Here is a 25,443-nt window from a genome sequence, read left to right on the forward strand (position 1 = left end):
GCAAAATGACGAGCCAAACGACTGTGAAGACCCTGCTCATCCTCGGCGCCTCGGGCGACCTCACCGGCCGGCTCCTCCTGCCCGGCCTGGCGCGGCTCGTTGCCGCAGGCCGCGCGGAGGGCCTCACCCTGGTGGGGGCAGGCTCGGATCCGTGGACGCCGGAACAATGGCGGGAGCGGGTCCAGGCATCGTTCGCTGCTGCAGCCGGCGCGGCAGACAGTTCCGGAAAGGACGCCCTCGAGCTGCTGCAGAAGGAGACGGCGTACCACCAGGTGGACGTCACGGCCAAGGGTGCCCTGGCCGCCCTGCTCGCGGGGCTGGAAGGCCCGGTGGCCGTTTACTTTGCGTTGCCGCCCCGGATCAGCCAGCAGGCATGCGAGACGCTCCAGCCGGAAGAGGTTCCGGAAGGCACCCGCCTGGTAATGGAGAAGCCCTTCGGCTTCAGCGAGGAATCGGCCCGGTCGCTGAACCGGACCCTGGCACGGCTGGTCCCCGAAGACCATATCCACCGGGTTGACCATTTCCTGGGCAAGGCCACCGTCCTGAACATCCTGGGCCTTCGGTTCGCCAACAACTTCCTTGAGCCGGTATGGAACAGGCAGCACGTGGAAAAGGTGGAGATCTTTTTCGATGAGGACCTGGCCCTGGAAGGCCGAGCGCGCTACTACGACGGCGCCGGCGCCCTCCGGGACATGATCCAGAGCCACCTCCTGCAGGTCATGGCGATCATGGCCATCGAACCTCCGGCCACCATCGGCGAGCGCGACCTCCGCGACGCCGTCTCCACCGTCCTGCGGGCCAGCAGCGTCAGTGCCCCCTTCACTGGCTCAACGCGCAGGGCCCGCTACACCGCCGGTTCCGTGGCAGGCAAGGACGTCCCGGACTACGCCAAGGAGGAAGGCGTGGATCCGGGAAAGGGAACCGAAACCCTTGCCGAAATCCAGGTGGGCATCGACAACTGGCGCTGGCGGGGGGTTCCCTTCATCCTGCGTTCCGGCAAGGCCCTGGGCGACAAGCGCAAGGAAGCGGTGGTCACCTTCCTTCCGGTGCCCCACCTGCCCCAGGGCTTTACCGGGGTGGACTCCCCCAACCAGCTCCGGATCGGTTTCGGCCCGGACACACTGGAGTTCGACGTCGACGTCAACGGTCCGGGAAACATCTTCAGCCTGGGCCGGGTCACCCTGGAAGCCGAACTGAGCGCCTCCGATCTCCTGCCCTACGGCGAAGTGCTGGAAGGCGTGCTGACCGGCGATCCGTTGCTGTCCGTCCGGGGAGACACTGCAGAGGACTGCTGGCGGATTGTTGAGCCGGTCCTCAAGGCGTGGGAGCGCGGGGACGTCCCGCTTGAAGAGTACGACGCCGGTTCGGCCGGCCCGGCATCCTGGCCCACCAACCGCTCAAAGGACTGAGCAGTCCGCGGCAGCACCGGCAGCGTTAACAAGAGGCAGGGCGGGAACCTTTCGGTTCCCGCCCTGCCTGTCTTTATGGTTCCGTGCCGGTGCCTAGATGGCGGCCACTCCGCGTTCCCCGGTCCGGACCCTAACTGCTTCATGGACATCGATGGTCCAGACCTTGCCGTCCCCGGCCCTGCCGGTATTGGAACTGGCGATGATCACGTCCAGGATGTCGTCTGCCTGCTCGTCCGTGGCCAGGACTTCCACCCGGATCTTGGGCAGGAGGTCCACGTTGTATTCGGCTCCGCGGTAGACCTCGGTGTAGCCACGCTGCCGGCCGTATCCGCTGGCTGCGCTGACGGTCAGGCCCTGAACACCATAGGATTCCAGTCCCTCCCTGATGGCTTCGAGCTTTTCCGGCCGGACGATTGCAGTAATCAGTTTCATGCCCCCACGCTTTCCTTACCTGTTGCTGACTGTGACTTCTGCGTACCCGGCGTCCCCTGGACTGGCGCGTGGGACTCGCCCTGGCCCTTGCCGGTGATCATGTCGTGCAGCGGCTGGAAGCTTCCGCCGTGTCCGCTCAGTCCGAACTCGTAGGCAGTCTCGGCGTGCAGGCTGAGGTCCACACCCACCGTTTCCTGTTCCTGCGAGACCCGGAAGCCCATGGTCTTGTGGATGGCCAGCGCAATGATGGCCGTCAGGACTGCGGAGTAGGCGATGGCGACGCCGGCTGCCGCGAGCTGCGCCCAGAGCTGGGTCAGTCCGCCCCCGTAGAAGAGGCCGCCGCCAACACCGTCGGTGGGCAGTGCGATGAAGCCGAGCGCCACGGTGCCGATGATGCCGGACACCAGGTGCACGCCGACGACGTCCAGCGAGTCATCGAAGCCCCAGCGGAACTTCAGGCCGACTGCCAGGGCGGAGGCTACGCCGGCCACGACGCCCAGGCCGAGTGCACCGACGGGGCTGACGTTGGCGCAGGCCGGGGTGATGGCGACGAGGCCGGCCACCACGCCGGATGCGGCGCCGAGGGAAGTGGGGTGTCCGTCGCGGATGCGTTCGGTGACCAGCCAGCCGAGCATGGCTGCTGCCGGGGCTGCGAGGGTGTTGATCCAGATCAGGCCGCCCTGTTCGGCAGTGGTGGCTGCACCGCCGTTGAAACCGAACCAGCCGAACCACAGGATGGCTGCGCCGAGCATGACGAACGGGATGTTGTGCGGGCGGTGGTTGGGGTCCTTGCCGAAGCCCTTGCGGTTGCCGATGATGAGGACGAGGATGAGCGCCGCCACACCTGCGTTGATGTGGACCACGGTGCCGCCGGCGAAGTCGATGGCGGGGCCGAGGGCCTTGCCGATGGCGCCTTCGGGGCCGAAGAGTCCGCCGCCCCACACCATGTACGCCAGCGGGCAGTAGACGAGCGTGACCCACACGGGAACGAAGACGGACCAGGCGCCGAACTTGGCGCGGTCGGCGATGGCGCCGCTGATCAGTGCCACGGTGATGATGGCGAAGGTGGCGGCGTAGCCAACCTTGATCAGACCGTCAGGGGTGGTGATGCCCTCAAGGCCGAATGTGGCGAACGGGTTGCCCACGATCTCCAGGAAGCCTTCACCGGAGCTCATGGACGCGCCCCACAGCACCCAGACAACACCCACCATGCCGATGGAGATGAAGCTCATCATCATCATGTTCAGTGCTGCCTTGGCGCGGGTCATGCCGCCGTAGAAAAATGCCAGACCGGGTGTCATGAACAGCACAAGGGCTGCCGCCACCATGACCCAAACGTGACCTGCGGTAAGTTCCATGGTGCACGTCCTCTCTCATCGAATCTTGCGGAGTACTCCGCCTGCCAACGCCTTTTTGCGTCCTGTAATGAGTTTGTGGGCGGCGTGTTTCGCCCGCGGAGGATTTAGATTGCGGGCCTGTTACAACAACCTCTAGGAAGTAAATGGTGCATATCCGCCTTGTTACGGTTATGTTTCCGCACCCGCGCAGCCACCCGGCTCCCTTTCCTGCAAGGACTCCTTCACAATGACGGCAACACCCCGCGAAAGCGGCGCCACTTCGAGGTTTTTGGCCCGGCTAAGGCCTCGGCGGGAGAAACTTCCCCGCGACATTAAGGTGATGCTGGCCGCGGCGTTCCTGATTGCGCTTGGATTCGGGCTCGTTGCGCCTGTATTGCCGCAGTTCGCAACAACCTTCGGCGTAGGGAACACCGAGGCAGCCGTCATCGTGGCGATCTTTGCCTTCATGCGCCTTGCCTTTGCACCCGCCGGCGGAGCTCTGATCGGCAAGCGCGGTGAACGGCCCGTCTATGTCGCTGGGCTGTTGATCGTGGCCTTGTCCACGGCGGCCTGCGCCTTTGCGCAGGACTATTGGCAGTTGCTGCTGTTCCGCGGCCTTGGCGGAGCCGGGTCCGTGATGTTCACGGTGGCATCGATGGCCCTGGTGGTCCGCCTGGCCCCACCCCAGAGCAGGGGCAGGGTCTCAGGTGCCTATGCGTCCGCTTTCCTGATCGGGAATGTGTGCGGGCCGATTGTGGGCGGTCTGCTGGCGGGGCTGGGCCTGCGGGTCCCGTTCCTTGCCTACGCCGGGGCCCTGCTCGTTGCCGCGTTTGTGGTGCAGACCCAGCTCAGCCACCAGCGCCGGGGCGGCGGTGAAACCCAGCACCGTCCGCCGGACATGCGCTTTGGCGAAGCCGTGGCTGCCGGAACCTACCGGTCGGCCCTGCTGTCCAGCTTTGCCAACGGGTGGGCCACGTTTGGCGTCCGCATGGCAACGGTGCCGCTGTTCGCCGCGGCAGCCTTCGGGGCAGGACCGCAGGCGGCCGGACTGGCGCTGGCAGTCTTCGCTGCCGGGAACGCCGCCGCGCTGACCTTCTCGGGGCGGCTGGCGGACTCCCTGGGGCGCAAGCCGATGATGATCTCCGGCCTGCTGGTGGCAGCCTTCGCGACTGCGGCGATCGGCTTGACCTCCGACCTGCCCTGGTTCCTTGCCGCATCGACGCTTGCCGGCGTCGGGTCCGGCCTTTTCGGCCCGGCGCAGCAGGCCGCCGTCGCCGATGTCATTGGGAACGCACGCTCCGGCGGCAAGGTCCTGGCCGTCTACCAAATGACGTCCGACGTCGGAGCGATCGTCGGACCGGTGGCGGCCGGGCTGCTCGCGGACCGGCTGGGTTTCGGCTGGGCTTTCGGCGTGACCGGCGGCGTCATGCTCCTGGCCGCCGTCGGCTGGCTGCCCACCCGCGAAACACTCCGGGTTAAACCCAACTAGCCCGCAGTTGTTGTCGTTTTGAGGGCTCAAAACGACAACTAATGCGAGCTGGTTGGGCTGGCTTAGCTAGTTCAGCAGGGCGTCGACAAAGCCTTCGGTGTCGAACGGGGCCAGGTCGTCGGCGCCTTCGCCGAGTCCGATGAGTTTGACGGGCACGCCGAGCGTCTTCTGGATGGCGACGACGATGCCGCCCTTCGCGGTTCCGTCCAGTTTGGTCAGGACGATGCCCGTGATGTTGACAACCTCCGAAAAGACCCGCGCCTGGTTCAGGCCGTTCTGGCCGGTGGTGGCATCCAGAACCAGCAGGACCTCGTCCACCTCGGCCAGCTTCTCCACCACGCGCTTGACCTTGCCCAGTTCGTCCATCAGGCCCACCTTGTTCTGGAGGCGGCCGGCGGTGTCGATCATGACAACGTCCACTTCCTGCTCAATGCCTGCCTTCACGGCCTCGTAGGCAACGGAGGCGGGATCGGCGCCGTCGATGTCCGACTTCACGGTGGGGACGCCGACGCGCTGCCCCCACGTGGCCAGCTGTTCCGCCGCGGCGGCGCGGAACGTGTCCGCGGCACCCAGCAGGACGTCCTTGTCCTCTGCCACCAGCACGCGCGCCAGCTTGCCGACGGTGGTGGTCTTGCCGACGCCGTTCACGCCCACCACCATCATCACGGCAGGCCTGTCCGCATGGCGCTGGACGTTCAGGCTGCGGTCCATGGAGGGGTCGACAAGCTTGATGAGCTCTTCACGGAGCATGGCCTTGACGTGTTCGGGGGTCCGGGTGCCCAGCACCTTGACCCGTTCGCGCAGGGCATCCACCAGCTGCATGGTGGGTTCGGTTCCCAGGTCCGCGAGGAGGAGTGTCTCCTCCACCTCGTCCCAGACGCTCTCATCGATCCGGTCGCTGGACAGCAGCGCCAGCAGGCCCTTGCCCATGATGTTGTTGGAGCGGACCAGCCGCTCACGGAGGCGGGTGAGGCGGCCCGCGACAGGCAGCGGTGTTTCGACGGGAATGGTTTCCAGCCCGGCAGCGTCGTCCGGAACCGTAGTGGTGTCAAGCCCTTCGAGGTCCACGCCCGCGGGCGCCGTGCGTTCGATTGGTCCGGCGCTGTCCGCTACGGCGGTGCTGCCGCCGGAGCGGACCTCAGGATCGTTGGCATCCCGCGTGCCGGGGTACCGGGTGATGTTCCTCCGCGTCTTGAGCAGGACCGGAATCAGGCCGCCGATGACCACCAGCGCAACAAGAATGGACAGGACAATGGGAAGGATGTCATTCACTCCCCTAGCTTCTCACAAACGGCCTGCCCGGTTCGGGCGCGCAGCCCGCCCCTGACCTGCCCCAATGCGGCGCCCCCGCGGCCGCCGGACGCCGGCGGTGCTGCTACACCTCGGAAACGAGCCGCTGGCTGATCACCGTGGAAACGCCGTCGCCCCTCATGGTGACGCCGTACAGTGCGTCCGCCACCTCCATGGTCCGCTTCTGGTGGGTGATGACGATGAGCTGGCTGGACTCCCGCAGTTCCTCGAAGATGGTGATCAACCGGCCGAGGTTGGTGTCGTCCAGCGCCGCCTCCACCTCGTCCATGACGTAGAACGGCGAGGGCCGCGCCTTGAAGATGGCCACCAGCAGCGCCACCGCGGTAAGGGACCGCTCGCCTCCGGAGAGCAGGGACAGCCGTTTAATTTTCTTGCCCGCAGGACGGGCCTCCACTTCGATGCCTGTGGTGAGCATGTCCCCCGGGTCCGTGAGGACCAGGCGGCCCTCGCCGCCGGGAAAGAGCCGCTCAAAAACCCGGACAAACTGGACCTGGGTGTCCTCGAACGCCTCGGCGAAGACGCGCTGGACCCGGTCGTCCACTTCCTTGATGATGTCCAGCAGGTCCCGGCGGCTGGCCTTAAGGTCCTCAAGCTGGGTGCTGAGGAACTGGTGCCGCTCCTCCAGTGCCGCGAATTCCTCCAGGGCCAGGGGGTTGACCTTGCCCAGGCTGGCGAGGTCGCGTTCAGCTTTGCGCAGCCGTTTCTCCTGCTCCTGCCGGACGTAGGGCTTCCCTTCCCGGATTTCTTCCCCGCCGGCGTCAACGGGAGCCCGCAGCGCGGCCCACTTGTCGCCGGTCTCCTCCGCAGGCACGGGAACCGGGACGTGCGGCCCGAACTCTGCCACCAGCGCTTCGGGGGCGATGCCCAACTCGTCCACGGACCGGGATTCCACTGCCTCGATCCTGGCCCGCTGCTGCGCACGGGCCAGCTCGTCCCGGTGCACGTTGTCGGTGAGGTCGGCCAGTTCGCGGGCCAGGGCGTCGTTGGCTTCCCGGATGTCCCGAAGCCCACGGTCACGCTGTTCGCGGTTTTCCTCGGCCAGGTCCCGTTCGTGCCGGGCGAGGTCCACCGATACGTCCACGTAACGCAGTGCCAGTTCCGCCGCGGCGGAAACGGCGGCCGCACGCCTGGCCTGGATGCGGCGGCGCCGGGCACGCTGGGCTGCTTCCTCCCGGGCACGGCGTTCGGTGGCGGCGGCGCGCTCCAGGGACGCCACCCTGTTGCGGGTTGCCGCCAGCTGCTCTTCGGCGCTGCGCAGGGACAGCCTCGCCTCCACTTCCGCTGCACGGGCGGCGGATGCGGCACGGGCCAACGCGTCCCGCTGTTCGGTGGAGGGCTCCTCTTCAATCGGAGCCTCCTGGGCGGCGGCCAGCCGGGCCGTGATGGCAGCGAGCGCCTCCTCCTCCGCGGCAACGTTCTCCGCAGCGCGTGCCAGGGAGGCAGCCAGGCGGTCGCTCTCACCGACGGCGCTGCGCAGGACTGAATTCAGGTGGCCCAGGCGTTCGGCCACGGCGGCCAGGCGGGCATCGGATTCGTGCAGTTTGTCCAGGGCAGCGTCCGCCTCCTCCTGCACTCCGGCGCGGCGCGCCTCGGCGGCGGCCAGGGCGAACCTGTTCCGCTCCAGGTCTGCCGTGACCGCCGAAAGGCCACGGTCGGCGTCGTCCACCGCCGCCTGCACCTCAAGGAGGGAGGGCGCCTTGGCAGAACCGCCGGCAACGGATACGGCGGTGAACACGTCCCCCTCGCGGGTGACCGCCGTGAGTCCGGGCAGCCCGGCCACCAGCGCAGCCGCGGCGTCGATGCTTGCGACGACGGCGGTTCCGGACAGCAGGTGCCGGACCAGCGGGATGTGCTCCGCAGGTCCGTCCACCAGGTCGGCGGCCCATTGCGCACCATCGGGCAGCGGCACTGCTTTGGGGGCGGCCGCTCCTCCCGGCGTGGACTCCGTGGCGGGGTCACCCAGGTGGCCTGCCACCGCTGATGCGAGGAGCAGCGACGCCCGCCCGGCGTCGTCGTCCTTGAGCACCTTCAGGACGGCGGCCGCCGTGTCCTGATCCTGGACGAGGACTGCCTCGGAGGCCTCTCCCAGCGCGGCAGCGACCGCCGCCTCGTAACCACCCTGCACGCTGATCCCGGCCGCCAGGCTGCCCAGCACCCCGGACAGCCCTGACTCCAGTACGTGCCTGGCACCGTCCTTGCGGTCCAGGCCGAGCTTAAGAGCGTCGAGCCGGGCGGCAAGGGCGTCCCGCTTGCGGACGCCTTCGTTGACGGCGGCCTTGAGCTGGGCAATCTCCTGAAGGACCGCATCAAGTGCTTTACTGGCGGCCTCGTAATCGGCGTCGAGGGATTCCTCCCCTTCCTCCACGCCGGCCACCTGGTTTTCCAAGGCCGTGAACTCGGCCTGGGCGCGCGCCCGCCGTTCCGTGCCGGCGACAAGGGACTCCCGCAGCCGGCCCAGTTCTGCCTGCGCGGATTCCACCCGGGACCGGGCCGCCGCCACTTGTCCGGCCAGGCGGGCCAGGCCTTCCCGCCGGTCCGCCGCGGCCCGGAGCTGGGCCGTGAGCCGCCGGTCCTCGGCCACGGCTGCCTGCTCTGCCTCGGCCTTCGCGGCGCTGGCCGTGTCCAGGGTGGTGCGCCTGGCGTGGATGTCCCGTTCGAGCTCGGCCAGCTCCTGCCGCACCCTGGCGGCTTGGCGTTCGAGCTGTTCGGGGTCCCGCGCGGATGCCGGTGCGGCATCGTCGGAGCCGAGCAGGCGGCTGCGCTCGGTGGCCAGCGAACCGAGCGACCGGAGGCGCTCCCGTGCAGTGGACAGCTGGTACCAGGTGTCCCGCGCGGCGTTGAGCCGGGGTGTGGCTTCGGCAGCCAGCTGCTCCAGCGCCGCCTGCTGCCGGCGCCCGGCTTCGAGTTCATGTTCGACGGCGGTCCGGCGGGCTTTGAGCGCTGCCTCGTCCGCCACGTCCTGCTGCAGCGCCTGCTGCAGCTGGACGAGGTCATCGGCGAGCAGCCGGGCACGGGCGTCCCGGACGTCGAACTGGACGCGCTGGGCGCGGCGGGCCACTTCGGCCTGTTTGCCAAGGGGCGTCAGCTGGCGGCGGATCTCCCCGGTGAGGTCTGTAAGGCGCTGCAGGTTGGCCTGCATCGCCTCCAGCTTCCGGACGGTCCGTTCCTTGCGCCGGCGGTGTTTGAGGATCCCCGCCGCCTCCTCGATGAAGCCGCGGCGGTCCTCGGGGGTGGCGTGCAGGACGCGGTCCAGCTGCCCCTGGCCCACGATGACGTGCATCTCCCGGCCCAGCCCGGAGTCGGAGAGCAGCTCCTGGATATCCAGCAAACGGCAGGCGGCACCGTTAATGGCGTATTCGGAGCCGCCTGTCCGGAAAAGCGTCCGTGAGATGGTGACTTCGCTGTATTCGATGGGGAGCGCGCCGTCGGCGTTGTCGATGGTCAGCGAAACGTGGGCGCGTCCCAGGGGCGGCCGCCCGGACGTCCCGGCAAAAATGACATCCTCCATCTTGCCGCCGCGGAGAGTCTTGGCCCCCTGCTCCCCCATGACCCAGGCCAGGGCGTCTACCACATTGGACTTGCCGGATCCGTTGGGACCCACGACGGCGGTGACGCCGGGTTCGAAGTCGAAGGTGGTGGCAGAGGCAAAGGACTTGAACCCCCGGACGGTGAGGCTTTTGAGGTGCAAGGCTTTTCAGGTCTCCTGGAGCGGATAGGACAGTTTTGCTGGAACCGGCTCACTACAATCTACTGCGCAGGACCGACATTTCCCGGCAGCAGCACCCGGAAGCCGGGGCCGGGGCCACGGCCGGATATGCCGGTTCCGGCCGGGCAAAGGCATAGTTAAGCTCTTGAGCCTGCGTTTATGTGGGTACAGTCACCGCATGAATGCGCGACGGAAACGAAGAGGGGCTTGAATTGGCAGGTAATGCAACCTTCCGCCACAGCAACACCGCGCTGCTCTCGGTGAGCAGCGTCGAGGCTCCAAGGATCGTAAGCTCCACGGACTTCGACCGCCACCTGGCGCACACCCTGAAGCGGCTGAAGTTTCCACCCCGGCTGCTTGAGCGCGTTGCGGGCATTACGCACCGCCGCTGGTGGGCCCCCGGAACATCGTTCGACGACGCCGCGGTGGAAGCCGGAGCCAAGGCCCTGGCCGAGGCAGGCATCGAAGCCTCCGACGTCGGACTGCTGATCAACACCTCGGTCACGCGCCGCAACCTCGAACCGTCCGTGGCGGTGAAGATCCACCACGGCCTGAGCCTGCCGTCGTCGGCCATGAACTTCGACCTCGCCAACGCATGCCTCGGGTTCGTGAACGCCCTGACCCTGGCAGCGAACATGATCGATTCGGGACAGATCAGGTACGCCGTCATCGTCAATGGCGAGGACGCCCAGCTGACGCAGGAGGCCACCCTCGCCCGGCTGCAGCGGCCGGAAACCACCCGCGACGACTTCAACCGCGAGTTCGCCACGCTGACGTTGGGATCCGGGGCAGCGGCGGCCGTCCTGGGACCGGCCGATGAGCACCCCGGGGCCCACCGCGTGGTGGGCGGCGTGATGCGTGCCGGCACCGAGCACCATGAATTGTGCGTGGGCGGCATCGACGGCATGAACACGGACACGAAAGGACTGCTCGACGGCGGCCTCCAGCTGGTCGTGGACGCGTGGCATGAAGCGCAGCCCGAGTGGGACTGGGCGGCCATGGACCGCTACGTCACGCACCAGGTCAGCAACGCCTATACACAGGCCATCATTGACGCCATTGACCTCGACCCCGACAAGGTGCCCATCACGTTCCCGCACTGGGGCAATGTTGGGCCCGCCTCGCTGCCCATGACGCTTGCGGCCGAGTCGCAGTCCCTGGATACCGGGGACCGCGTCCTGTGCATGGGCGTGGGTTCCGGCCTGAACACCGCAATGCTGGAAATCGTTTGGTGATCGCGGACTGGCCGGGCGTGGCCGCCGGGTGGTCGCGCCAGATTGATGTCACTTCCACAGCCGGCGTCGACGCGCCGGGCACGGTGCGCCGCTGGCACCTGCTGGACAACGGCGCAGAACTCGCCGGCCGTGGCCTGGTTCCCGCCGGGACCCTGCTGTGCGTGCACGGCAACCCCACCTGGTCCTACCTGTGGCGGAGCCTGCTGGCCGCCGGATGCGACCCCGCGCATCCGTGGCGGGTGGTGGCGGTTGACCAGCTGGACATGGGCTTCTCCGAACGCACGGGCACCTTCCGCCGGCTGGCTGACAGGATCCAGGACCTGAACGACCTGACGGACGCGGTGGCCTTGGAGGGACCGGTCGTCTCGGTGGGGCATGACTGGGGCGGAGTGGTCAGCCTGGGCTGGGCGCTGGCCCACCAGCACCAGTTGGCCGGCGTGGTACTGACCAACACGGCCGTTCACCAGCCTGCAGGCTCGTCCATTCCCCCGGCCTTGCGCCTTGCCCTGCACCCTGCCGTGCACACATGGGGAACCACCACATCTGACTCCTTCCTGCGGGTGACGCATTCGCTGGCGCACCCGCCGCTGCCCGCGGATGTCCGGAAGGCGTATATGGCCCCCTACCGCGGAGCCGAGCGGCGGGCCGGGGTGGGAAACTTTGTTGCCGACATTCCCGTGGACGCCTGGCATCCCAGCTTTTCTGCGCTCAGCGGCGTGGCGGAAGGCCTCCGGAACCTGGAGGTCCCTGCCCTGATGCTGTGGGGTCCGCGCGACCCGATCTTTTCCGACCGCTACCTCAAGGACCTCATCACCCGCCTCCCGCATGCTGACGTGCACCGCTACGAGGGCGCAGGACACCTGCTCGTGGAGGACCGGGACATCGCCCCGGCGGTTTTCGACTGGCTGGCCGGGCGCGTCAGCGGCGGCGGCAACGGTTCGCCCGCGGTGGGGAACGCCGCTTCCCAGCCACCGGCCCGCGCAGGTTTCCAGCCACTGTGGACGCTCCTCGCCGAACAGGCGGCAGGACCCGCCGGAGGTAAGCCGGCCGTCGTCGAAATGGCTGCGGACGGCACCGTGGCCCGTTCCCTCACGTGGCAGCAGCTGGACTCTGACGTCGACCGCCTGGCCACCGGCCTGCACCTGGCAGGCGTAAGGCCGGGCAGCCGGGTGAGCCTCATGGTCCCGCCCGGGGTGGACCTGACCGTGGCCCTGTATGCCTGCCTGCGGCTGGGAGCCGTAGTGGTGGTGGCCGATGCCGGACTCGGGACGAAGGGACTGAGCCGGGCGGTCAAGGGGGCTACTCCCGACTTTCTGATCGGCATCGACAGGGCGCTGGCAGCTGCCCGCGTCCTGGGATGGGCGGCCAGGCGCATCAGCGTACGCGACCTCCCGGCCGCCCGCCGCCGGATTCTCGGAGTGGAAACCTCCCTGGCCGCACTAACAACGGCGGGTAGGGTGCGCTCCGCCGGGCCTGGCGACGGCAACGGCAACGGCAACGGCAACGGTAACGGCACATACTGGCCGGACCCGGACTCCCCCGCCGCCGTGCTCTTCACCTCCGGCTCCACCGGTCCGGCCAAGGGCGTGCTGTACACGCACCGGCAACTCGCCGCGATGCGGGACACCGTGGCCGAAACCTTCGGGATCCATCCGGGCCAGCGGCTGGTGGCGGGTTTCGCGCCCTTCGCCCTGCTCGGACCGGCACTGGGAACCGTGTCCGTGACGCCGGCGATGGATGTCACCGCGCCACGAACCCTGACCGCGCGGGCCCTCGCGGACGCCGCAGCGGCCATCGACGCCACCGTGGTCTTCGCCTCGCCGGCTGCCCTGCGCAACGTCGTCGCCACCAGCGGCGGACTCAGTGCGGAGGGCACCGCAGCGCTGAAACGGGTTGAACTGCTGCTCTCCGCAGGCGCCCCCGTTCCCGAACCGCTCCTTGCGGAGATGCAGCGGCTCCTGCCGGGTGCCTCCCTGCACACGCCCTACGGAATGACGGAAGCGCTCCCCGTCACCGACATCAGCCTCGAACAAATCAGGGCCGCGGCTTTCGACGCCGGATCCGGAACAAAGCCCGGGGCCGGCAACGGTGTCTGCGTGGGCCGGCCCGTCCACGGCGCCCGGGTAGCCGTCATTCCCCTGGCGGCAGACGGCACCGCCCCCGGTTCAACTCCTGTCACGGACGCGGGAATCACAGGAGAAATCCTGGTCAGTGCGCCCCACGTCAAGGATATGTACGACCGGCTCTGGCTGACCCAGGAAGCCAGCACCGGCGTGGCCGGATGGCACCGCACGGGCGACATCGGCCACTTCGACTCCGACGGCCGGTTGTGGGTGGAAGGCCGGCTTGCGCACGTCGTCACCGCGCCCGGTTCGGTGGTGACACCGGTCGGCGCCGAACAGGCCATCGAACGCGTGGCCGGCATCCGGATGGCCGCGATTGTTGGCGTGGGGCCGGCGGGGACGCAGGCCGTCACCGCCGTGGTCGAGACGGTCCCGCCCGTCCGGAAAGCCGGCCCTGCCGGTCCGGAACTGGCTGGAAAGGTCCGGGAAGCCGCGCGCACGGCGGGCATTTCCGTGGCCGCCGTGTTGGTGGTCCCCGCGCAGCCTACAGATATCCGCCACAACGCAAAGATCGACCGGACGCGCCTGTCCCGGTGGGCTGCCTCCGTCCTGGCCGGCGGACGCGCGGGGACGCCATGAAAGTCCTCGTTACCGGTGCAAGCGGACTCCTGGGCCGCGGAGTCGCCGGACAACTGGTGCACCGGGGCCATGACGTCACCACCTTCCAGCGGCGTCCCTCAGGGGTCGACGGCGCCACGGACCACCGCGGATCCCTCACCGATGACGCCGCGGTCAGCGATGCCGTCCGGGGTGCCGAGGCAGTCATCCACCTGGCGGCCAAGGTCTCCTTCACCGGCCGTGCCGCAGAGTTCGACGAAGTAAACGTCCACGGCACCCGGCGGCTGCTCCTCGCCGCCCGCGCGGCCGGCGTGCGGAACCTAATCTTCGTGTCCTCGCCGTCAGTGGCCAATTCCGGCGCCGCCATTGCGGGCCTGGGCGCAGAGCCTGCGGACCCGGAGCATGCCCACGGGGACTACTCCCGCACCAAGGCCCAGGCGGAACTGCTGGCCCTTGCCGCTGACGCCCCGGACTTCCGCGTTGCTGCCGTTCGGCCGCACGTGGTCTGGGGACCCGGGGACACGCAGCTGGTGGAACGGGTGCTGGCGCGGGCTGCCCGGCACCGGCTGCCGCTGCTGGATGCGGGCGCCGCCCTGATCGATACCACGTACGTGGACAACGCCGCGTCGGCGATTGTTGCCGCGCTGGAGCGCATCAGCCACATCCATGGCAGGGCGCTGGTTGTCAGCAACGGGGAGCCACGGCCGGTGGGCGAACTGATTGCCGGCATCTGCGCCGCCGGTGGCGTGCCTGCCCCGTCGTGGTCCGTCCCGGGGCGGTTTGCCAGGGCGGCGGGGTCCGTAGTGGAAAAACTGTGGCTGAGGCTTGGAATGCAGGACGAACCGCCCATGACGAAATTCCTCGCTGAGCAGCTGTCCACCGCCCACTGGTTCGACCAACGCGAAACCCGGGAACTCCTCGACTGGACTCCGGCCGTCCCGATCGACGAAGGCCTGGCGCGGCTGGCAGCACACTATGGCACCCGCTGAGCCCATCGCCTGGGCGGCCCGGTGCTACCAGCGGCCGTTGCGTGGCCGCGGCTGGCACACGGGGCAGGTGTGGGACGAACGGTTCATGAACTGCTCGCGGCGGATGACCGCCTGGATTCCTGCGGCCGCGCACCTTTTGCACGGCTCACCCTGGCGGCCGTACGCGTTGAGGGACCGGTCGAAGTAGCCTGAGGCGCCGTTGACGTTGACGTACAGGGAATCGAAGCTGGTTCCTCCTGCGGCCAGGGCATCGAGCATGACCTCGCGGGCGCTGTCGAGGACACGCCGGGCGTCCCCCCGGCGCAGGGTATCGGTGGGCCGGGCGTAATGCAGCCGGGCCCGCCACAACGCTTCGTCGGCATAGATGTTCCCGATACCGGAGACCAGGCCCTGGTCCAGCAGTGCCCGCTTCAGGCCGGTCCGGCGCTTCCGAAGCCGCTGGTAAAAGAGGTCGAAAGAGAAGGAAGGGTCCAGCGGATCGCGGGCGATGTGTGCTGCCTCCGCGGCGATCAAGGGAAGGGGGGATTCCGCCAGGCCGCCCGGGCCGCCGTCGTCCGTGGGTACCAGGGCGGTGACAAAAAGGCCTCCGAAGATCCGCTGGTCCACGAACCGCAGCTGGTCCGGCATGCCACCCCGGGGACTGAGCCGGAAACGGACCTTGAGGTGCTTTTCATCGGGAACGCCGGGGTCCTGCATCAGCAGCTGCCCGCTCATGCCCAGATGCGCCATGAGTGCCACCTTCGGAACAAGGGTGTCCTCCCCGCAGTCCGGCTGCGCGGCGGTGCCGTCCAGCAGCGGCATCCAGAGGAACTTGCCGCGCCGCACGACGTCGGCCACCGTGGCGCCTTCGAGGTTGCCGATGAAGTCGTCTACGCCAAGGGCGTGACGCCGGATGGAGCGGGGATCGATGACGTCCACGGCCCGGATGGTTCTGCCGCGGACCCAGTTCACCAGGCCGCGGCGCACCACTTCGACCTCGGGCAGCTCAGGCATGGAGCGCTACTTGGCGGCTACGGAGCCTGCGGAGGGGCTGGGCGCGGCCTGGGCCCCGGTTCCGGAGAGTACCCGCCAGGCGTCTGCCGCCGCCTCCTGTTCGGCTTCCTTCTTGGAATGGCCGGAGCCCTTGCCGTAGGCCGTGCCGCCAATGTTCAGCACCGCCATGAAGGTACGGGCGTGGTCCGGGCCGGAGCCCTCCACCGCATAGTGGATGGTGCCCAGCTGCCGGCTGGCGGCGAGTTCCTGGATGCTGGTCTTCCAGTCCGTGCCGGCGCCCAGGACGGCGGCGTCCTTCAGCAGCGGACCGATCAGCCGCATGACCAGCTGGCGCGCGGTTTCGATGTCGTTGGAGACGTACGTTGCCCCGATCAGGGCCTCCATGGTGTCCGCGAGGATGGAGGCCTTGTTCTTGCCGTGGGTGAGCTTTTCGCCCTGCCCCAGGTAGATGTACTCGCCAATGCCAAGACTGCGGCCGATGCCGGCCAGGGCCCGGGTACTGACGACGGCGGACCGGCGCTTGGCGAGTTCGCCTTCAGGCAGGTCCGGGTTGTCCCGGTAGAGGGCATCAGTGACGGAGAATCCCAAAATGGAGTCGCCCAGGAACTCGAGCCGCTCATTGGTGGGTATGCCGCCGTTTTCGTATGCGTACGAACGGTGGGTAAGCGCAAGACGAAGCGTCCCGGCGTCAATAGTGACACCGAGACGCTTCAGAAGCTCTTCAGTTGAAGACATCAGTCAGCCTGTTGGGCCGATTAGACGTCAGCGACCTTGCGGCCCTTGTACTCAAGGAACAGCGCGGTGCCGGCAGAGTCGGTAACGACCTTTGCCTGGTGCGGCAGGCTGTAGGTGACCTGGCCGTTCTCAACGGTCTTCACCAGGTGGGGGGCGGTCGCCTTCCACTGCGAGCGGCGGGCGCGGGTATTCGAGCGAGACATTTTCCGCTTGGGAACAGCCACGGCTAACTCATTTCTCTCTAGACAAACACGTACAAATCAATTTTGCCGGTCAGGCTTAGCCATATCAGCTAGGGCAGCCCAGCGAGGATCCAGGACCTCGTGGTGGTGCCCCGGCTCGTCTTCCAGGCGAACTCCGCATTCGGAGCAAAGGCCCTGGCAGTCTTCCCGGCACACCGGCTGGAACGGCAGATTGGTGACAACCGCGTCCCGCAACACCGGTTCAAGATCGATTACATCGTGCTCGACTCGACGTTGCTCTTCATCATCTTCTCCATCCGAAAGCTGAATGCCCTCGTAGAAGAAAAGTTCTTGCACATTGACCTCAAGGTCATACGCAAGGGGATCCAGGCATCGGCCGCACTCGCCAGTAACTTCGGCAACCACGGTTCCTGATACCAGAATTCCTTCGTGTACGGCCTCCAGCCTCAGATCCAGCTCGACATCCGAGCCTTCCTGAACACCAATGAGCGCCACACCAAGATCACCCGGTGCGGGTACATGTTCCGTCAGCGTCCGCATGCTTCCCGGGCTGCGCCCGAGGTCCTTGACGTCGAACGCCAAGGGCGAACCAGCATCTCTGTTAATGAGAACTCCTGTTGAACATATGACCGACGTACCATCTTAGCCTGAAGAGCCGCAGTGACTCAAACCGGCAGGAGGCAGCGCCGAAGTACCGATCCAGCCTACCGCTTTGGCTGCTGATCCGCCGAAGGCTCGCCGGAAACCATCCGCCGGTGCACAGAACGGGGCACATAAGCGGACACGCTGCCGCCCAGGGACGACACCTCTTTGATGAGGGTGGAGGACAAATGGACGTAGCTGGCCTCGGCCGGAAGGAAGACCGTCTCCACTCCGCTCAGCTGGCGGTTCATGGTGGCCATGGGGAGCTCGTAGTCAAAGTCCGACGAGGACCGGAGCCCCTTGACGATGGCCGACACGCCCCGCTGGCGGCAATACTCGGCCAGGAGCCCCTCGCCCACCGGTTCCACCACGATGCCCTTGAGCAGCGCCAACGTTTCGCGCGCCATTTCCAGCCGCTCTTCCAGGCTGAACATGTACTTCTTGGCGTAGTTGGTGGAGATGGCCACGATGACCTCGTCGAAAAGACCGGCAGCCCGTGCAATGACTTCGAGATGGCCGTTGTGGATGGGGTCGAAGGATCCGGGGCACACAGCGCGTCTCATGCTCCGAACCTACCCCATGGAAAGGCCGGGATACCATGACTGGATGCATCCACCACGGGAACTTTCCACCCCCTTGGCACCTGCGCCCTGGCAGCGCACAGCGCTCGGAGCCAACCTCCTGGCACCCGATGGCAGGCTGGGTGTCACCATCTTCGAAGAGATGACCACCCTGGCCGTCCAGACCGGGGCCATCAACCTGGGACAGGGCTTCCCCGATGAGGACGGCCCGGCCGAAATCCGGGAGGCCGCCCGGGCAGCCATCGCAGCGGGAGCCAACCAGTACGCACCCGGCAAGGGCCTCCCCGAACTGCGAGAGGCGGTGGCCGCACACCAGGAACGGTTCTACGGGCTGGCGCCGGACCCGGCCACGGAGGTCATCATTACCACCGGGGCTACCGAGGGCATCGCCGCCGCCCTCCTCGCCTTCGCCGGACCGGGCGATGAGGTCCTGACGTTCGAGCCCTTCTATGACTCCTACGGCGCGGTCATTGGGCTTTCCGGCGCCTCCCACGTAACGGTGCCGCTGGCCGCCCCGGACTTCATGCCGGACCTGGCGGCTTTGGAGGCAGCGTTCAACGAGCGGACCCGCGTGGTACTGCTGAACAATCCGCACAATCCCACCGGCGCCGTTTTTCCGCCGGCCGTCCTGCAGCGCGTGGTGGAGCTCGCGGAAAAGCATGGCAGCATCGTCATCACGGATGAGGTGTACGAGCACCTCACCTTCGGCGTGGCCCATACCCCCGTTGCCACCCTTCCAGGCGCCGCCGCCCGCACCATCACCATTTCCTCTGCCGGAAAGACCTTCTCCCTGACCGGTTGGAAGATCGGCTGGCTGAGCGGGCCCGAGGAGCTGGTCGCCGCCGTCCGCACGGTCAAGCAGTTCCTTACCTACAGCTCAGGCACTCCCTTCCAGGCCGCGATCGCCAAGGGACTGGCGTTGCCGGACGGTTTCTACACGGGCATCGCAGCCGCCCTCGGGAAGAAACGGGACATCCTCAGCGCCGGGCTCCGGGCGGCGGGCTTTGACGTTTTCACCCCGCAGGGAACCTACTTCGTCAATGTGGATACGGCGCCGCTGGGCATCACCGACGCCCTGGACCTCGCCCGCCGCCTGCCGGCACTGGTGGGTGTGGCGGCCATTCCCGTTCCGGTCTTCTGCCATGCGGAAGGCGCGGAACGGATGCGAAGCCTGCTCCGGTTCGCCTTCTGCAAGAAAACAGAAGTCCTGGAGGAGGCTGCGGCGCGGCTGTCCACCCTCCGTGGCAGGCTCTGATGTCCGGCGGCAGCGGCGTGCACGCCAGCCGCTTCCTGCGGACCACTGGCCAGCACGCCGGCATCGAATCCGATGCGTTCATTGACGGGGGCTATGTACTGAGCATCGGCGGATCAGAACAATCCCACGTCAACCTCGACCGGCCCGAGGACATTTTCTACGAGTACCTCCGCAGGATCGGACACCTGGTGGACCTGGCCGCCCCTCCCGGCGAGCCGGTCAGCGCGCTCCACCTCGGGGCAGGGGCGCTGACGCTTGCGCGGTACATCCAGGCGACCCGTCCCGGCTCGGTCCAGTACGCGGTTGAGCTGGAACGTGAGCTGCTGGACTTTGTCCTCCGGCACCTTCCCATGCCCGACGGAACGGACCTCACCACCATCATCGGCGACGCCCGCGAGGCGCTCGGTGCCCTCGATCCGGAGCTCACGTTCGACGTCGTGATCCTGGACATCTTTTCCGGCCCGGAGGCGCCGGCCCACATCGCCACCAGCGGTTTCTACCGCGAGGCCAGGGAGCGTTTGCGCCCGGACGGCCTGCTGATCGTCAATGTGGGCGACGAGGCCGCCCTCACACTGGTCAGGAGCCAGGTGGCGGCGATGCGCGCAGCCATGGCGGATGTGGGCGCCGTTGCGGAAGCGGGAATGTTCGAGGGCAGGTATCCGGGCAACATCATCCTGGCAGGAACGCAGGGCCCGTGGCCGGAATCGTGGACAGCTGAGCTGACCGCACGGGGCCCCCACCCCGCACGTGTCCTGGCGGGAATGGACCTGGACCCCTTCTCACGCTAAACGCCTGTCCGGCTGAACGCCTTGTCGGGCTAGGCGCCCTGGGTGTCCGGCCCGGCGGCCTCGAATCCGGCAGTTTCAGGTCCGGCAACGTCCGCCAGGTCATCCGGCGCGATGGCGTCAGGAACGAACGGCTCGGCGAACCACAACCGGGTCTCCCCATACTTCTTCTCGGCGAACCTCGTCATGCCGTCCGGCCACTCCGGCTCCGGGGAGCGCGACGAGCGTTCCACCACTACAACGGCACCCGGGACCAGGTGCGCAGCGAGCTTCTGCAGCACCGCGGACACTGCGGCTTCCTCCAACGGATACGGCGGATCCAGGAACACCAGGTCCCAGACCGCAGATTCCGCCGCCCGTTCCAGGAAGGGTTCGACCCTGGACCGGTGCACCGTGACGGCCTTCCGGCCCAGGACGCCGTTGATGAGGTCCGCGTTGCGCTGGCACACACCACTGGCCTTGGCGTCGGATTCCACCAGGTCCACTGTCCTGGCTCCCCTGCTGGCGCTTTCAACCCCCAGGGAACCCGAACCCGCGTACAGATCAAGCACCCGGGCCCCGGCAATCACCTCGAAGGCGTCCAGGCGGGAGAACAGAGCTTCCTTCACCCGGTCTGTCGTAGGCCTGGTCAGGGACCCGGGAACCGCCGCCAGCGGCGTTCCGCCACCAGCGCCGGAGATAATCCTGGTCACCGCGCCCACCGCGATCCGCCGGCGCCCGCGCCGCCTTCTTTGCTAACCGCGTTCAAGGAACGCCTCCTTCTCAGGGTTGAGGTACTTCTCGATGGCGTCCGCGAGTTCCGGGCAGCCGGACAGCGACGGGTCGCCGCCAACGATCGCCTGGGCGTCTTCCCTTGCCCGGGCGATCACGTCTTCGTGTTCAAGCACCCGCAGCAGTTTCAATGTGGACCGTCCGCCGGACTGGGAAGCACCCAGGATATCGCCCTCGCGCCGCAACTTGAGGTCCTCCTGGGAGAGGACAAACCCGTCGGTGGTGGCCGCCACGGCATCCAGCCGCCGCCGGCTCGGGTGGCCGGGTTCCAGGGCGGTGACCAGCAGGCAGGTTCCCGGAAGGCCGCCGCGGCCCACACGGCCGCGCAGCTGGTGCAACTGGGAAATGCCGAACCTGTCGGCGTCCAGGATGACCATCATCGTGGCGTTGTGGACGTCCACCCCCACCTCGATCACGGTGGTGGAGACGAGCAGCTTGATGCGGTTTGCGGTGAACCCGGCCATGGTTTCCGTCTTCAGGTCGGGGTCCTGGCGTCCATGCAGGGGAGCCAGCGGAACCCCTGCCAGGGAGGGCTCGCCCTGCAGATGGTCCACGACGGCGGTGACCGACGCGAGTTCCCGCGTCTCCTCCGCGTCCATGCCGGGAGGTGCCGCCTCCCCCGGGCTGAAGTCGCCGTCGTCGTCCGTTCCGATCTTGGGACAGACCACGTACACCTGGTGGCCGGCGTCGATCTCCTCCCGGGCACGTGCCCAGATCCGCGCCACCCAGCCGGGATTCTCCGCAAGGCCCACGAGGTGGGTAGTGATCGGGGCCCGGCCCTTTGGCAGTTCATCGAGGGTGGAGGTCTCAAGGTCGCCAAAAACAGTCATCGCTACGGTGCGGGGAATGGGCGTGGCGGTCATGACGAGCAGGTGCGGCGGTTTCCGTGCCTTCGCCCGCAGGGCGTCGCGCTGTTCCACGCCAAAGCGGTGCTGCTCGTCCACCACGATCAGGCCGAGGTCGTAGAAGGACACGTTGTCGCTGAGGAGGGCATGGGTGCCGATGATGATTCCTGCGGTCCCCGAGGCGGCGTCCAGCATGGCTTGTTTCCGTGCCGCAGTGGGCATGGACCCCGTCAGCAGCGTGACCTGCACGGAAGGCCCGTTGCCGCCGGCCAGCCCGCCCAGGAGTCCGTCGCCGGAGAGCACGCCCAGGGTGCGGCGAATGGAGTCGTAATGTTGGGCGGCGAGTACTTCGGTGGGCGCCAGGAGCGCTGCCTGGCCGCCAGCGTCGATCACCTGCAACATGGCCCGCAGCGCCACGACGGTCTTCCCTGAGCCCACTTCTCCCTGCAGCAGCCGGTTCATGGGGGCTGCCTGCGCCAGTTCCGCCGCGAGGGTCTTGCCGACGGCGGATTGGCCGGCCGTGAGCGTGAAGGGCAGGTTTTGGTCGAAGGCAGCCAGGAGACCGTCAGTGACAGGGCGCCGCGCGGTGGCTTCCTCAGCGGCGAGTTGGGCCCGGCGCCTGGCAAGCGCGGACTGCAGCACCAGGGCTTCCTGGTACCGGAACCGGTCCCGCGCGCGTTTCCAGTCGGCGGCAATATCGGGCGCGTGGATGAGCCGGTACGCCTCCGCCACGGGCAGGAAGCCTTCCCTCGCAGCGACGGTGGGTGGAACCGGGTCCGGCAGCGCAGCCAGGTCCACGGTTTCGAGCAGGGTGCCGATGACCTTCTGGATCCTCCAGCTGGGAAGCTTGGCTGTGGCGGGATACACGGGGATCGGCATGGCGGCGAGTTTCGCAGGATCTCCGGTGCCCTGGACGAAGGGGTCATCGTCCAGGAGCTGGAAGTCCGGGTTGGTGAGCCCCAGCTGGCCTTTGAAGCTGGTGACTTTTCCTGAGAACAGGGCCCGACGTCCCTGCAGGAGCTCAGTTTTTGCCTTGTAGCCGTTGAAGAAGCTGATCTTGAGGGTCCCGGGCACTTTGCCGTGGTAGTCCCTGCCGCCCACCAGCCGGAGGCCCTGCTGCCCGTCGTCGTCGGAAACTATGACGTCGGTAATGGTCCCGCGCCGTGCCTGCATTGCCCTGGTGCTGCTGGACAGCACCCGGGCGATGAGGGTCACGTCCTCGTTGAGTGGGAGCTCGCTGATGGGAGTCAGTTCACCCCGCATGAGGTAACGGCGGGGAAAGTAGTTAAGGAGGCCTTCGACAGTGGTGATGCCGAGGTGTTTTTCAATGACGGCGGCGGAACGCTTTCCGATCCGGCGTTCCAGGGCGAGGTCCAGCTCAGCGTTCATGCCCGCCGGTGTTCACCTTTTCCGCATCCGGGTCCCGGGGAAGCGCCAACTCGCTGATGCTGATCTGGGACGGCTCACCCAACGACCGGATAATGACCACGGCCGCGTCAGGTTCCGGCACGTGTACGTGTACCCGCCACCGGTAGTTGCCTTCGGCATCCGTCCCGTTTCCCACCTGGCTCATGATGACGGACTCGCCGATCTCGTCCAGCCGCTGCCGTAAGGTGGCGGCATTCAGGGGCGAAAGGTTGATGGTGCACATGACTTCCACGCCGTCGTCGTCCGGCATGGAAGTGTGGATGTGGGGATCGGAGACGTCGTAGCCGTGCAGGCCGTCGAGGAGTTCGCTCTGCAGTTCCTCGCCCAAGACGGCGGAGCGCAGGCAATCCAGGATCAGCAGCATGCCCACGCCGCCGGCATCCACCACGTGGGCGGACTGCAGCGCATCGAGCTGCTCCTCGGTGTGGATCACGGCGGCCAGCGCACCCTCCACCGCCGCGTCCAGAGCGAGGCCCAGCGCGTGGTTGCTGTCATCGCCGTCCTGGGCGGCGTCGACGGCGGCTGCCGCACGGGCTGCCGCTTCCATGACGGACAACATGGTTCCCGGAACTGGATCACTCAGTGCGGACCAGGCGCGGATCTGGGCACGGTTCAACGCTGCCGACAGGAGGGTGGAGGTCAACCGGGTATGGCCGGCCAGGGGTTCCGCGGCGGCGCAAAGAAACACGGAAAACAGGGTTCCCGAGTTTCCCCTGGCTTCCTCCATGGCGGCCTGCCCGGCAGTGGCAAGGACCTCCCCGACGTCGACCGGGGCCGGCTGGTCCCCGCCGAGAACCAGGGATCTGGCGGCGGCGCGGACGGTGAGATAGAGGTTGGTGCCCGTATCGCCGTCGGCCACAGGGAAGATGTTGATGGCGTTGAGCCGGTCGCTGTGGTTTCCCAGGGCAGTTTCAGCCTTGCCCAGCCACCTCTTCATCGCCAGCGCGTTGGCGGCAACCTTAGTGTGCAAAGTGATCCCATCCCCCGGTGTCCGCGGCCCGGCCCGCAATCAGGACGCCCGGGCCTTCGTCGGTACCGAGTGCATGTATCGAGCCTATCGCAGTGAATCCGGCCGGCAGCTGAACGCCGGCCGGGAATGTGGCAAGGAGCCCGTGGTCCTCTCCGCCGCCAAGCACCCATGCCGCGCCGTCCACACCCAGCCGGTGGGAGGCGGGGGCCAGGAGGCCCGCCAGGTTCGCCAGGCCGGCCGGATCGAGGGTGACGGAGACGTTGCTGGCGGTGGCCAGCCGCGTGCCGTCCCGCAGCAGTCCGTCCGAAATGTCCAGCATTGCCGTGGCGCCTGCCGCCCGGGCTGCAGGCCCGGCATGCAGCGGCGGACGCGGCCGGCACTGCAGGTCCACGAAAGCGCGCTCCGCCGGGGTGAGAGTGTCCACGGCGACGTCCGATTCAAGCAGCGCGAGGCCGGCGGCGGCGTGGCCTGCTGTTCCTGCCAGTGCCAGGGTGTCCCCCGCCCGGGCGCCGGACCGCAGGACCGGCTGTCCGCCGTCGAGCGTCCCCAGCACCGCCACGGTGACCGATATTTCGCGGCCCCGGCCCAGGTCCCCGCCGGCCACGGAACAACGGGTGGCGCCGAGCCCACGGATTCCGGCCGTCAATCCGTCCGCCAGGTCCTCCACCCAGCTCACCGGCGTGTCAACGGGGAGGGTGAGGCTGACCACCATGGAAGTTGCCTGTGCGCCCATGGCGTTGATGTCGCTAAGGTTTTGTGCCGCAGCCTTCCATCCGACGTCGAACCCGGTGGTGCGGTAGCCGTTGGGCCACAGGAGGCGGAAATCCTGGTCCTGGACCTGGGTGTCGATGCTGACGACGGTCCTGCCGTCCGGGGCTGCGACGACGGCGGCGTCATCACCGGGCCCCAGCAACGTGCTGGCCGCGTGGCCCTCCGCCATGTGAAGGCGCGGAAAGATCCGGTGCAGCAGCTCAGCTTCGGAAAGGCCGGCGACGGTGGGCTGGCGGTCAACGCGGTTACGGAGGTCTTCAGGCACGCCACTACGCTACCGCGCCCGGCCGACATCGTGTCCGGGCAGGGACGACGGCGGCGATAGGCTGGGATCATGCACCATCCCCAGCTGCCCCTGTCCGCCCGTGCCGCCAGGATGGCGATGGTTGGCGGAATCGCCGCCCTTTCCTTGACCGCCTGCTCCCCCGCGGTGGACGTCACGCCCGCCAAGGACGCCGCCAATCCGCTGTGCGCGCCGATGATGGTTGCCCTGCCGGACGCCATCGGCGATTCAAAGCTGCGGAAGACCAACAGCCAGGCCACCGCAGCCTGGGGCGACCCGTCACTTGTCATCCTCCGCTGCGGTGTCAACGTGCCGGGTCCCACGACGGACCGCTGCGTCACCGTCAACGGCGTCGACTGGGTCATCAAGGAAGGCGACCCCGTGTGGACGCTGACCACCTACGGGCGGGAACCGGCTACGGAAATCCTGATGGACCCGGACAAGATCAGCTCCGCAACGGTACTCGCGGACCTGGCAGCAGCTGCCGAAAAGGTGCCGTCCGCACGGAACTGCGTGGGCCAGGAAGACCTGCAGAACCTGCCGAAGAGCCAATAGGTTCAGGCGGGTGGGCCGACGCCGGCAGGGTACCGGC

Annotated in this window: 21 protein-coding genes; 8 read left to right on the forward strand and 13 right to left on the reverse strand. The window is 67.7% G+C overall.

Annotation, left to right across the window (positions count from 1 at the left end; all coding sequences use genetic code 11):
* The first annotated feature begins 5 nt into the window (after nt 1–5).
* A complete protein-coding gene (locus tag ACEN9K_RS13505; protein WP_026265613.1) occupies nt 6–1,409 on the forward strand; it encodes a glucose-6-phosphate dehydrogenase in 1,404 nt (467 codons plus the stop codon).
* A 93-nt stretch (nt 1,410–1,502) separates the two neighbouring features.
* Here ACEN9K_RS13505 and ACEN9K_RS13510 read toward each other — a convergent pair whose 3' ends face one another.
* Together ACEN9K_RS13510 and ACEN9K_RS13515 are read right to left on the reverse strand one after the other, a co-directional pair.
* Entirely contained in the window at nt 1,503–1,841 is a 339-nt protein-coding gene (locus ACEN9K_RS13510; RefSeq protein ID WP_018768294.1) for a P-II family nitrogen regulator, read from the reverse strand.
* Nucleotides 1,838–3,199, reverse strand: a complete 1,362-nt coding sequence (locus tag ACEN9K_RS13515) for an ammonium transporter (RefSeq protein WP_018768295.1) — start codon at nt 3,197–3,199, stop codon at nt 1,838–1,840. Before ACEN9K_RS13515 ends, ACEN9K_RS13510 begins: the two co-directional genes overlap by 4 nt.
* A 226-nt stretch (nt 3,200–3,425) precedes the next feature.
* Here ACEN9K_RS13515 and ACEN9K_RS13520 point away from each other — a divergent pair, with 226 nt between their 5' ends.
* Entirely contained in the window at nt 3,426–4,667 is a 1,242-nt protein-coding gene (locus ACEN9K_RS13520) for an MFS transporter (RefSeq protein WP_026265614.1), read from the forward strand.
* 66 nt (nt 4,668–4,733) lie between these two features.
* Here the strand turns inward: ACEN9K_RS13520 and ftsY are convergent, their stop codons facing one another.
* Both ftsY and smc read right to left on the reverse strand, forming a co-directional pair.
* Entirely contained in the window at nt 4,734–5,939 is a 1,206-nt protein-coding gene (ftsY, locus tag ACEN9K_RS13525; RefSeq protein WP_018768297.1) for a signal recognition particle-docking protein FtsY, read from the reverse strand.
* Nucleotides 5,940–6,042: 103 nt separating this feature from the next.
* Nucleotides 6,043–9,666: a chromosome segregation protein SMC gene (gene smc, locus ACEN9K_RS13530; protein ID WP_495634539.1), complete on the reverse strand. Its 3,624-nt coding sequence runs from the start codon at nt 9,664–9,666 to the stop codon at nt 6,043–6,045.
* A 230-nt stretch (nt 9,667–9,896) separates the two neighbouring features.
* Here smc and ACEN9K_RS13535 point away from each other — a divergent pair, with 230 nt between their 5' ends.
* From ACEN9K_RS13535 to ACEN9K_RS13545, 3 genes are read left to right on the forward strand one after another with little or no spacing between them, the layout of a single operon-like run.
* Complete coding sequence (locus ACEN9K_RS13535) at nt 9,897–10,919, forward strand: 3-oxoacyl-ACP synthase III (RefSeq protein ID WP_200831085.1); 1,023 nt, start codon at nt 9,897–9,899, stop codon at nt 10,917–10,919.
* Nucleotides 10,913–13,621, forward strand: coding sequence for an alpha/beta fold hydrolase (locus ACEN9K_RS13540; protein WP_495634540.1), 2,709 nt, complete (start codon nt 10,913–10,915; stop codon nt 13,619–13,621). The genes ACEN9K_RS13535 and ACEN9K_RS13540 overlap by 7 nt, the downstream gene beginning before the upstream one ends.
* Nucleotides 13,618–14,589, forward strand: a complete 972-nt coding sequence (locus tag ACEN9K_RS13545; protein WP_478223262.1) for an NAD-dependent epimerase/dehydratase family protein — start codon at nt 13,618–13,620, stop codon at nt 14,587–14,589. The genes ACEN9K_RS13540 and ACEN9K_RS13545 overlap by 4 nt, the downstream gene beginning before the upstream one ends.
* 24 nt (nt 14,590–14,613) lie before the next feature.
* On the opposite strand, the gene mutM is transcribed toward ACEN9K_RS13545, so the two are convergent.
* From mutM to coaD, 5 genes are all read right to left on the reverse strand, one after another.
* Nucleotides 14,614–15,582, reverse strand: a complete 969-nt coding sequence (mutM, locus tag ACEN9K_RS13550) for a bifunctional DNA-formamidopyrimidine glycosylase/DNA-(apurinic or apyrimidinic site) lyase (RefSeq protein ID WP_495634541.1) — start codon at nt 15,580–15,582, stop codon at nt 14,614–14,616.
* A gap of 6 nt (nt 15,583–15,588) precedes the next feature.
* Nucleotides 15,589–16,317 carry a ribonuclease III gene (gene rnc / locus ACEN9K_RS13555; protein ID WP_018768303.1) on the reverse strand — a complete coding sequence of 243 codons (729 nt, stop codon included), beginning with the start codon at nt 16,315–16,317 and terminating at the stop codon, nt 15,589–15,591.
* A 20-nt stretch (nt 16,318–16,337) separates the two neighbouring features.
* Complete coding sequence (gene rpmF / locus ACEN9K_RS13560) at nt 16,338–16,541, reverse strand: 50S ribosomal protein L32 (protein WP_009356569.1); 204 nt, start codon at nt 16,539–16,541, stop codon at nt 16,338–16,340.
* 36 nt (nt 16,542–16,577) lie between these two features.
* On the reverse strand, nt 16,578–17,102 hold the full coding sequence (locus ACEN9K_RS13565; protein ID WP_081620162.1) for a YceD family protein: 525 nt from the start codon (nt 17,100–17,102) through the stop codon (nt 16,578–16,580).
* Between the two features lie 122 nt (nt 17,103–17,224).
* Complete coding sequence (gene coaD, locus ACEN9K_RS13570) at nt 17,225–17,725, reverse strand: pantetheine-phosphate adenylyltransferase (RefSeq protein ID WP_026265617.1); 501 nt, start codon at nt 17,723–17,725, stop codon at nt 17,225–17,227.
* A 43-nt stretch (nt 17,726–17,768) separates the two neighbouring features.
* Between coaD and ACEN9K_RS13575 the strand changes: the two genes are divergently transcribed.
* A complete protein-coding gene (locus ACEN9K_RS13575) occupies nt 17,769–18,998 on the forward strand; it encodes an aminotransferase class I/II-fold pyridoxal phosphate-dependent enzyme (RefSeq protein WP_224083993.1) in 1,230 nt (409 codons plus the stop codon).
* The gene (locus ACEN9K_RS13580) at nt 18,998–19,786 is read left to right on the forward strand and encodes a spermidine synthase (protein ID WP_018768308.1); all 789 of its coding nucleotides are present in this window, start codon (nt 18,998–19,000) and stop codon (nt 19,784–19,786) included. Before ACEN9K_RS13575 ends, ACEN9K_RS13580 begins: the two co-directional genes overlap by 1 nt.
* Before the next feature lie 29 nt (nt 19,787–19,815).
* Here the strand turns inward: ACEN9K_RS13580 and rsmD are convergent, their stop codons facing one another.
* The 4 genes from rsmD to thiL are packed head-to-tail and all read right to left on the reverse strand — an operon-like array spanning nt 19,816 to nt 24,833.
* On the reverse strand, nt 19,816–20,475 hold the full coding sequence (gene rsmD / locus ACEN9K_RS13585) for a 16S rRNA (guanine(966)-N(2))-methyltransferase RsmD (RefSeq protein ID WP_495634542.1): 660 nt from the start codon (nt 20,473–20,475) through the stop codon (nt 19,816–19,818).
* A 42-nt stretch (nt 20,476–20,517) separates the two neighbouring features.
* On the reverse strand, nt 20,518–22,788 hold the full coding sequence (locus ACEN9K_RS13590) for an ATP-dependent DNA helicase RecG (protein WP_495634543.1): 2,271 nt from the start codon (nt 22,786–22,788) through the stop codon (nt 20,518–20,520).
* Nucleotides 22,778–23,764 carry a DAK2 domain-containing protein gene (locus ACEN9K_RS13595; RefSeq protein WP_495635707.1) on the reverse strand — a complete coding sequence of 329 codons (987 nt, stop codon included), beginning with the start codon at nt 23,762–23,764 and terminating at the stop codon, nt 22,778–22,780. The genes ACEN9K_RS13590 and ACEN9K_RS13595 overlap by 11 nt, the downstream gene beginning before the upstream one ends.
* A 22-nt stretch (nt 23,765–23,786) precedes the next feature.
* Entirely contained in the window at nt 23,787–24,833 is a 1,047-nt protein-coding gene (gene thiL, locus ACEN9K_RS13600; RefSeq protein WP_495634544.1) for a thiamine-phosphate kinase, read from the reverse strand.
* 69 nt (nt 24,834–24,902) lie between these two features.
* Between thiL and ACEN9K_RS13605 the strand changes: the two genes are divergently transcribed.
* Complete coding sequence (locus tag ACEN9K_RS13605; RefSeq protein ID WP_495634545.1) at nt 24,903–25,406, forward strand: DUF3515 domain-containing protein; 504 nt, start codon at nt 24,903–24,905, stop codon at nt 25,404–25,406.
* Nucleotides 25,407–25,443 lie beyond the last annotated feature (37 nt).

The sequence above is a fragment of the Pseudarthrobacter sp. Pseusp20 genome (genome assembly GCF_059492155.1).

Excerpts from the sequence above, each read along its gene's own strand:
- ACEN9K_RS13505 (WP_026265613.1), top strand. The coding sequence starts at position 6 with ATGACGAGCCAAACGACTGTGAAGACCCTGCTCATCCTCGGCGCCTCG.
- ACEN9K_RS13510 (WP_018768294.1), bottom strand. The coding sequence starts at position 1,841 with ATGAAACTGATTACTGCAATCGTCCGGCCGGAAAAGCTCGAAGCCATC.
- ACEN9K_RS13515 (WP_018768295.1), bottom strand. The coding sequence starts at position 3,199 with ATGGAACTTACCGCAGGTCACGTTTGGGTCATGGTGGCGGCAGCCCTT.
- ACEN9K_RS13520 (WP_026265614.1), top strand. The coding sequence starts at position 3,426 with ATGACGGCAACACCCCGCGAAAGCGGCGCCACTTCGAGGTTTTTGGCC.
- ACEN9K_RS13545 (WP_478223262.1), top strand. The coding sequence starts at position 13,618 with ATGAAAGTCCTCGTTACCGGTGCAAGCGGACTCCTGGGCCGCGGAGTC.
- mutM (WP_495634541.1), bottom strand. The coding sequence starts at position 15,582 with ATGCCTGAGCTGCCCGAGGTCGAAGTGGTGCGCCGCGGCCTGGTGAAC.
- rnc (WP_018768303.1), bottom strand. The coding sequence starts at position 16,317 with ATGTCTTCAACTGAAGAGCTTCTGAAGCGTCTCGGTGTCACTATTGAC.
- coaD (WP_026265617.1), bottom strand. The coding sequence starts at position 17,725 with ATGAGACGCGCTGTGTGCCCCGGATCCTTCGACCCCATCCACAACGGC.
- ACEN9K_RS13575 (WP_224083993.1), top strand. The coding sequence starts at position 17,769 with ATGCATCCACCACGGGAACTTTCCACCCCCTTGGCACCTGCGCCCTGG.
- ACEN9K_RS13580 (WP_018768308.1), top strand. The coding sequence starts at position 18,998 with ATGTCCGGCGGCAGCGGCGTGCACGCCAGCCGCTTCCTGCGGACCACT.
- ACEN9K_RS13590 (WP_495634543.1), bottom strand. The coding sequence starts at position 22,788 with ATGAACGCTGAGCTGGACCTCGCCCTGGAACGCCGGATCGGAAAGCGT.
- ACEN9K_RS13595 (WP_495635707.1), bottom strand. The coding sequence starts at position 23,764 with ATGAAGAGGTGGCTGGGCAAGGCTGAAACTGCCCTGGGAAACCACAGC.
- ACEN9K_RS13605 (WP_495634545.1), top strand. The coding sequence starts at position 24,903 with ATGCACCATCCCCAGCTGCCCCTGTCCGCCCGTGCCGCCAGGATGGCG.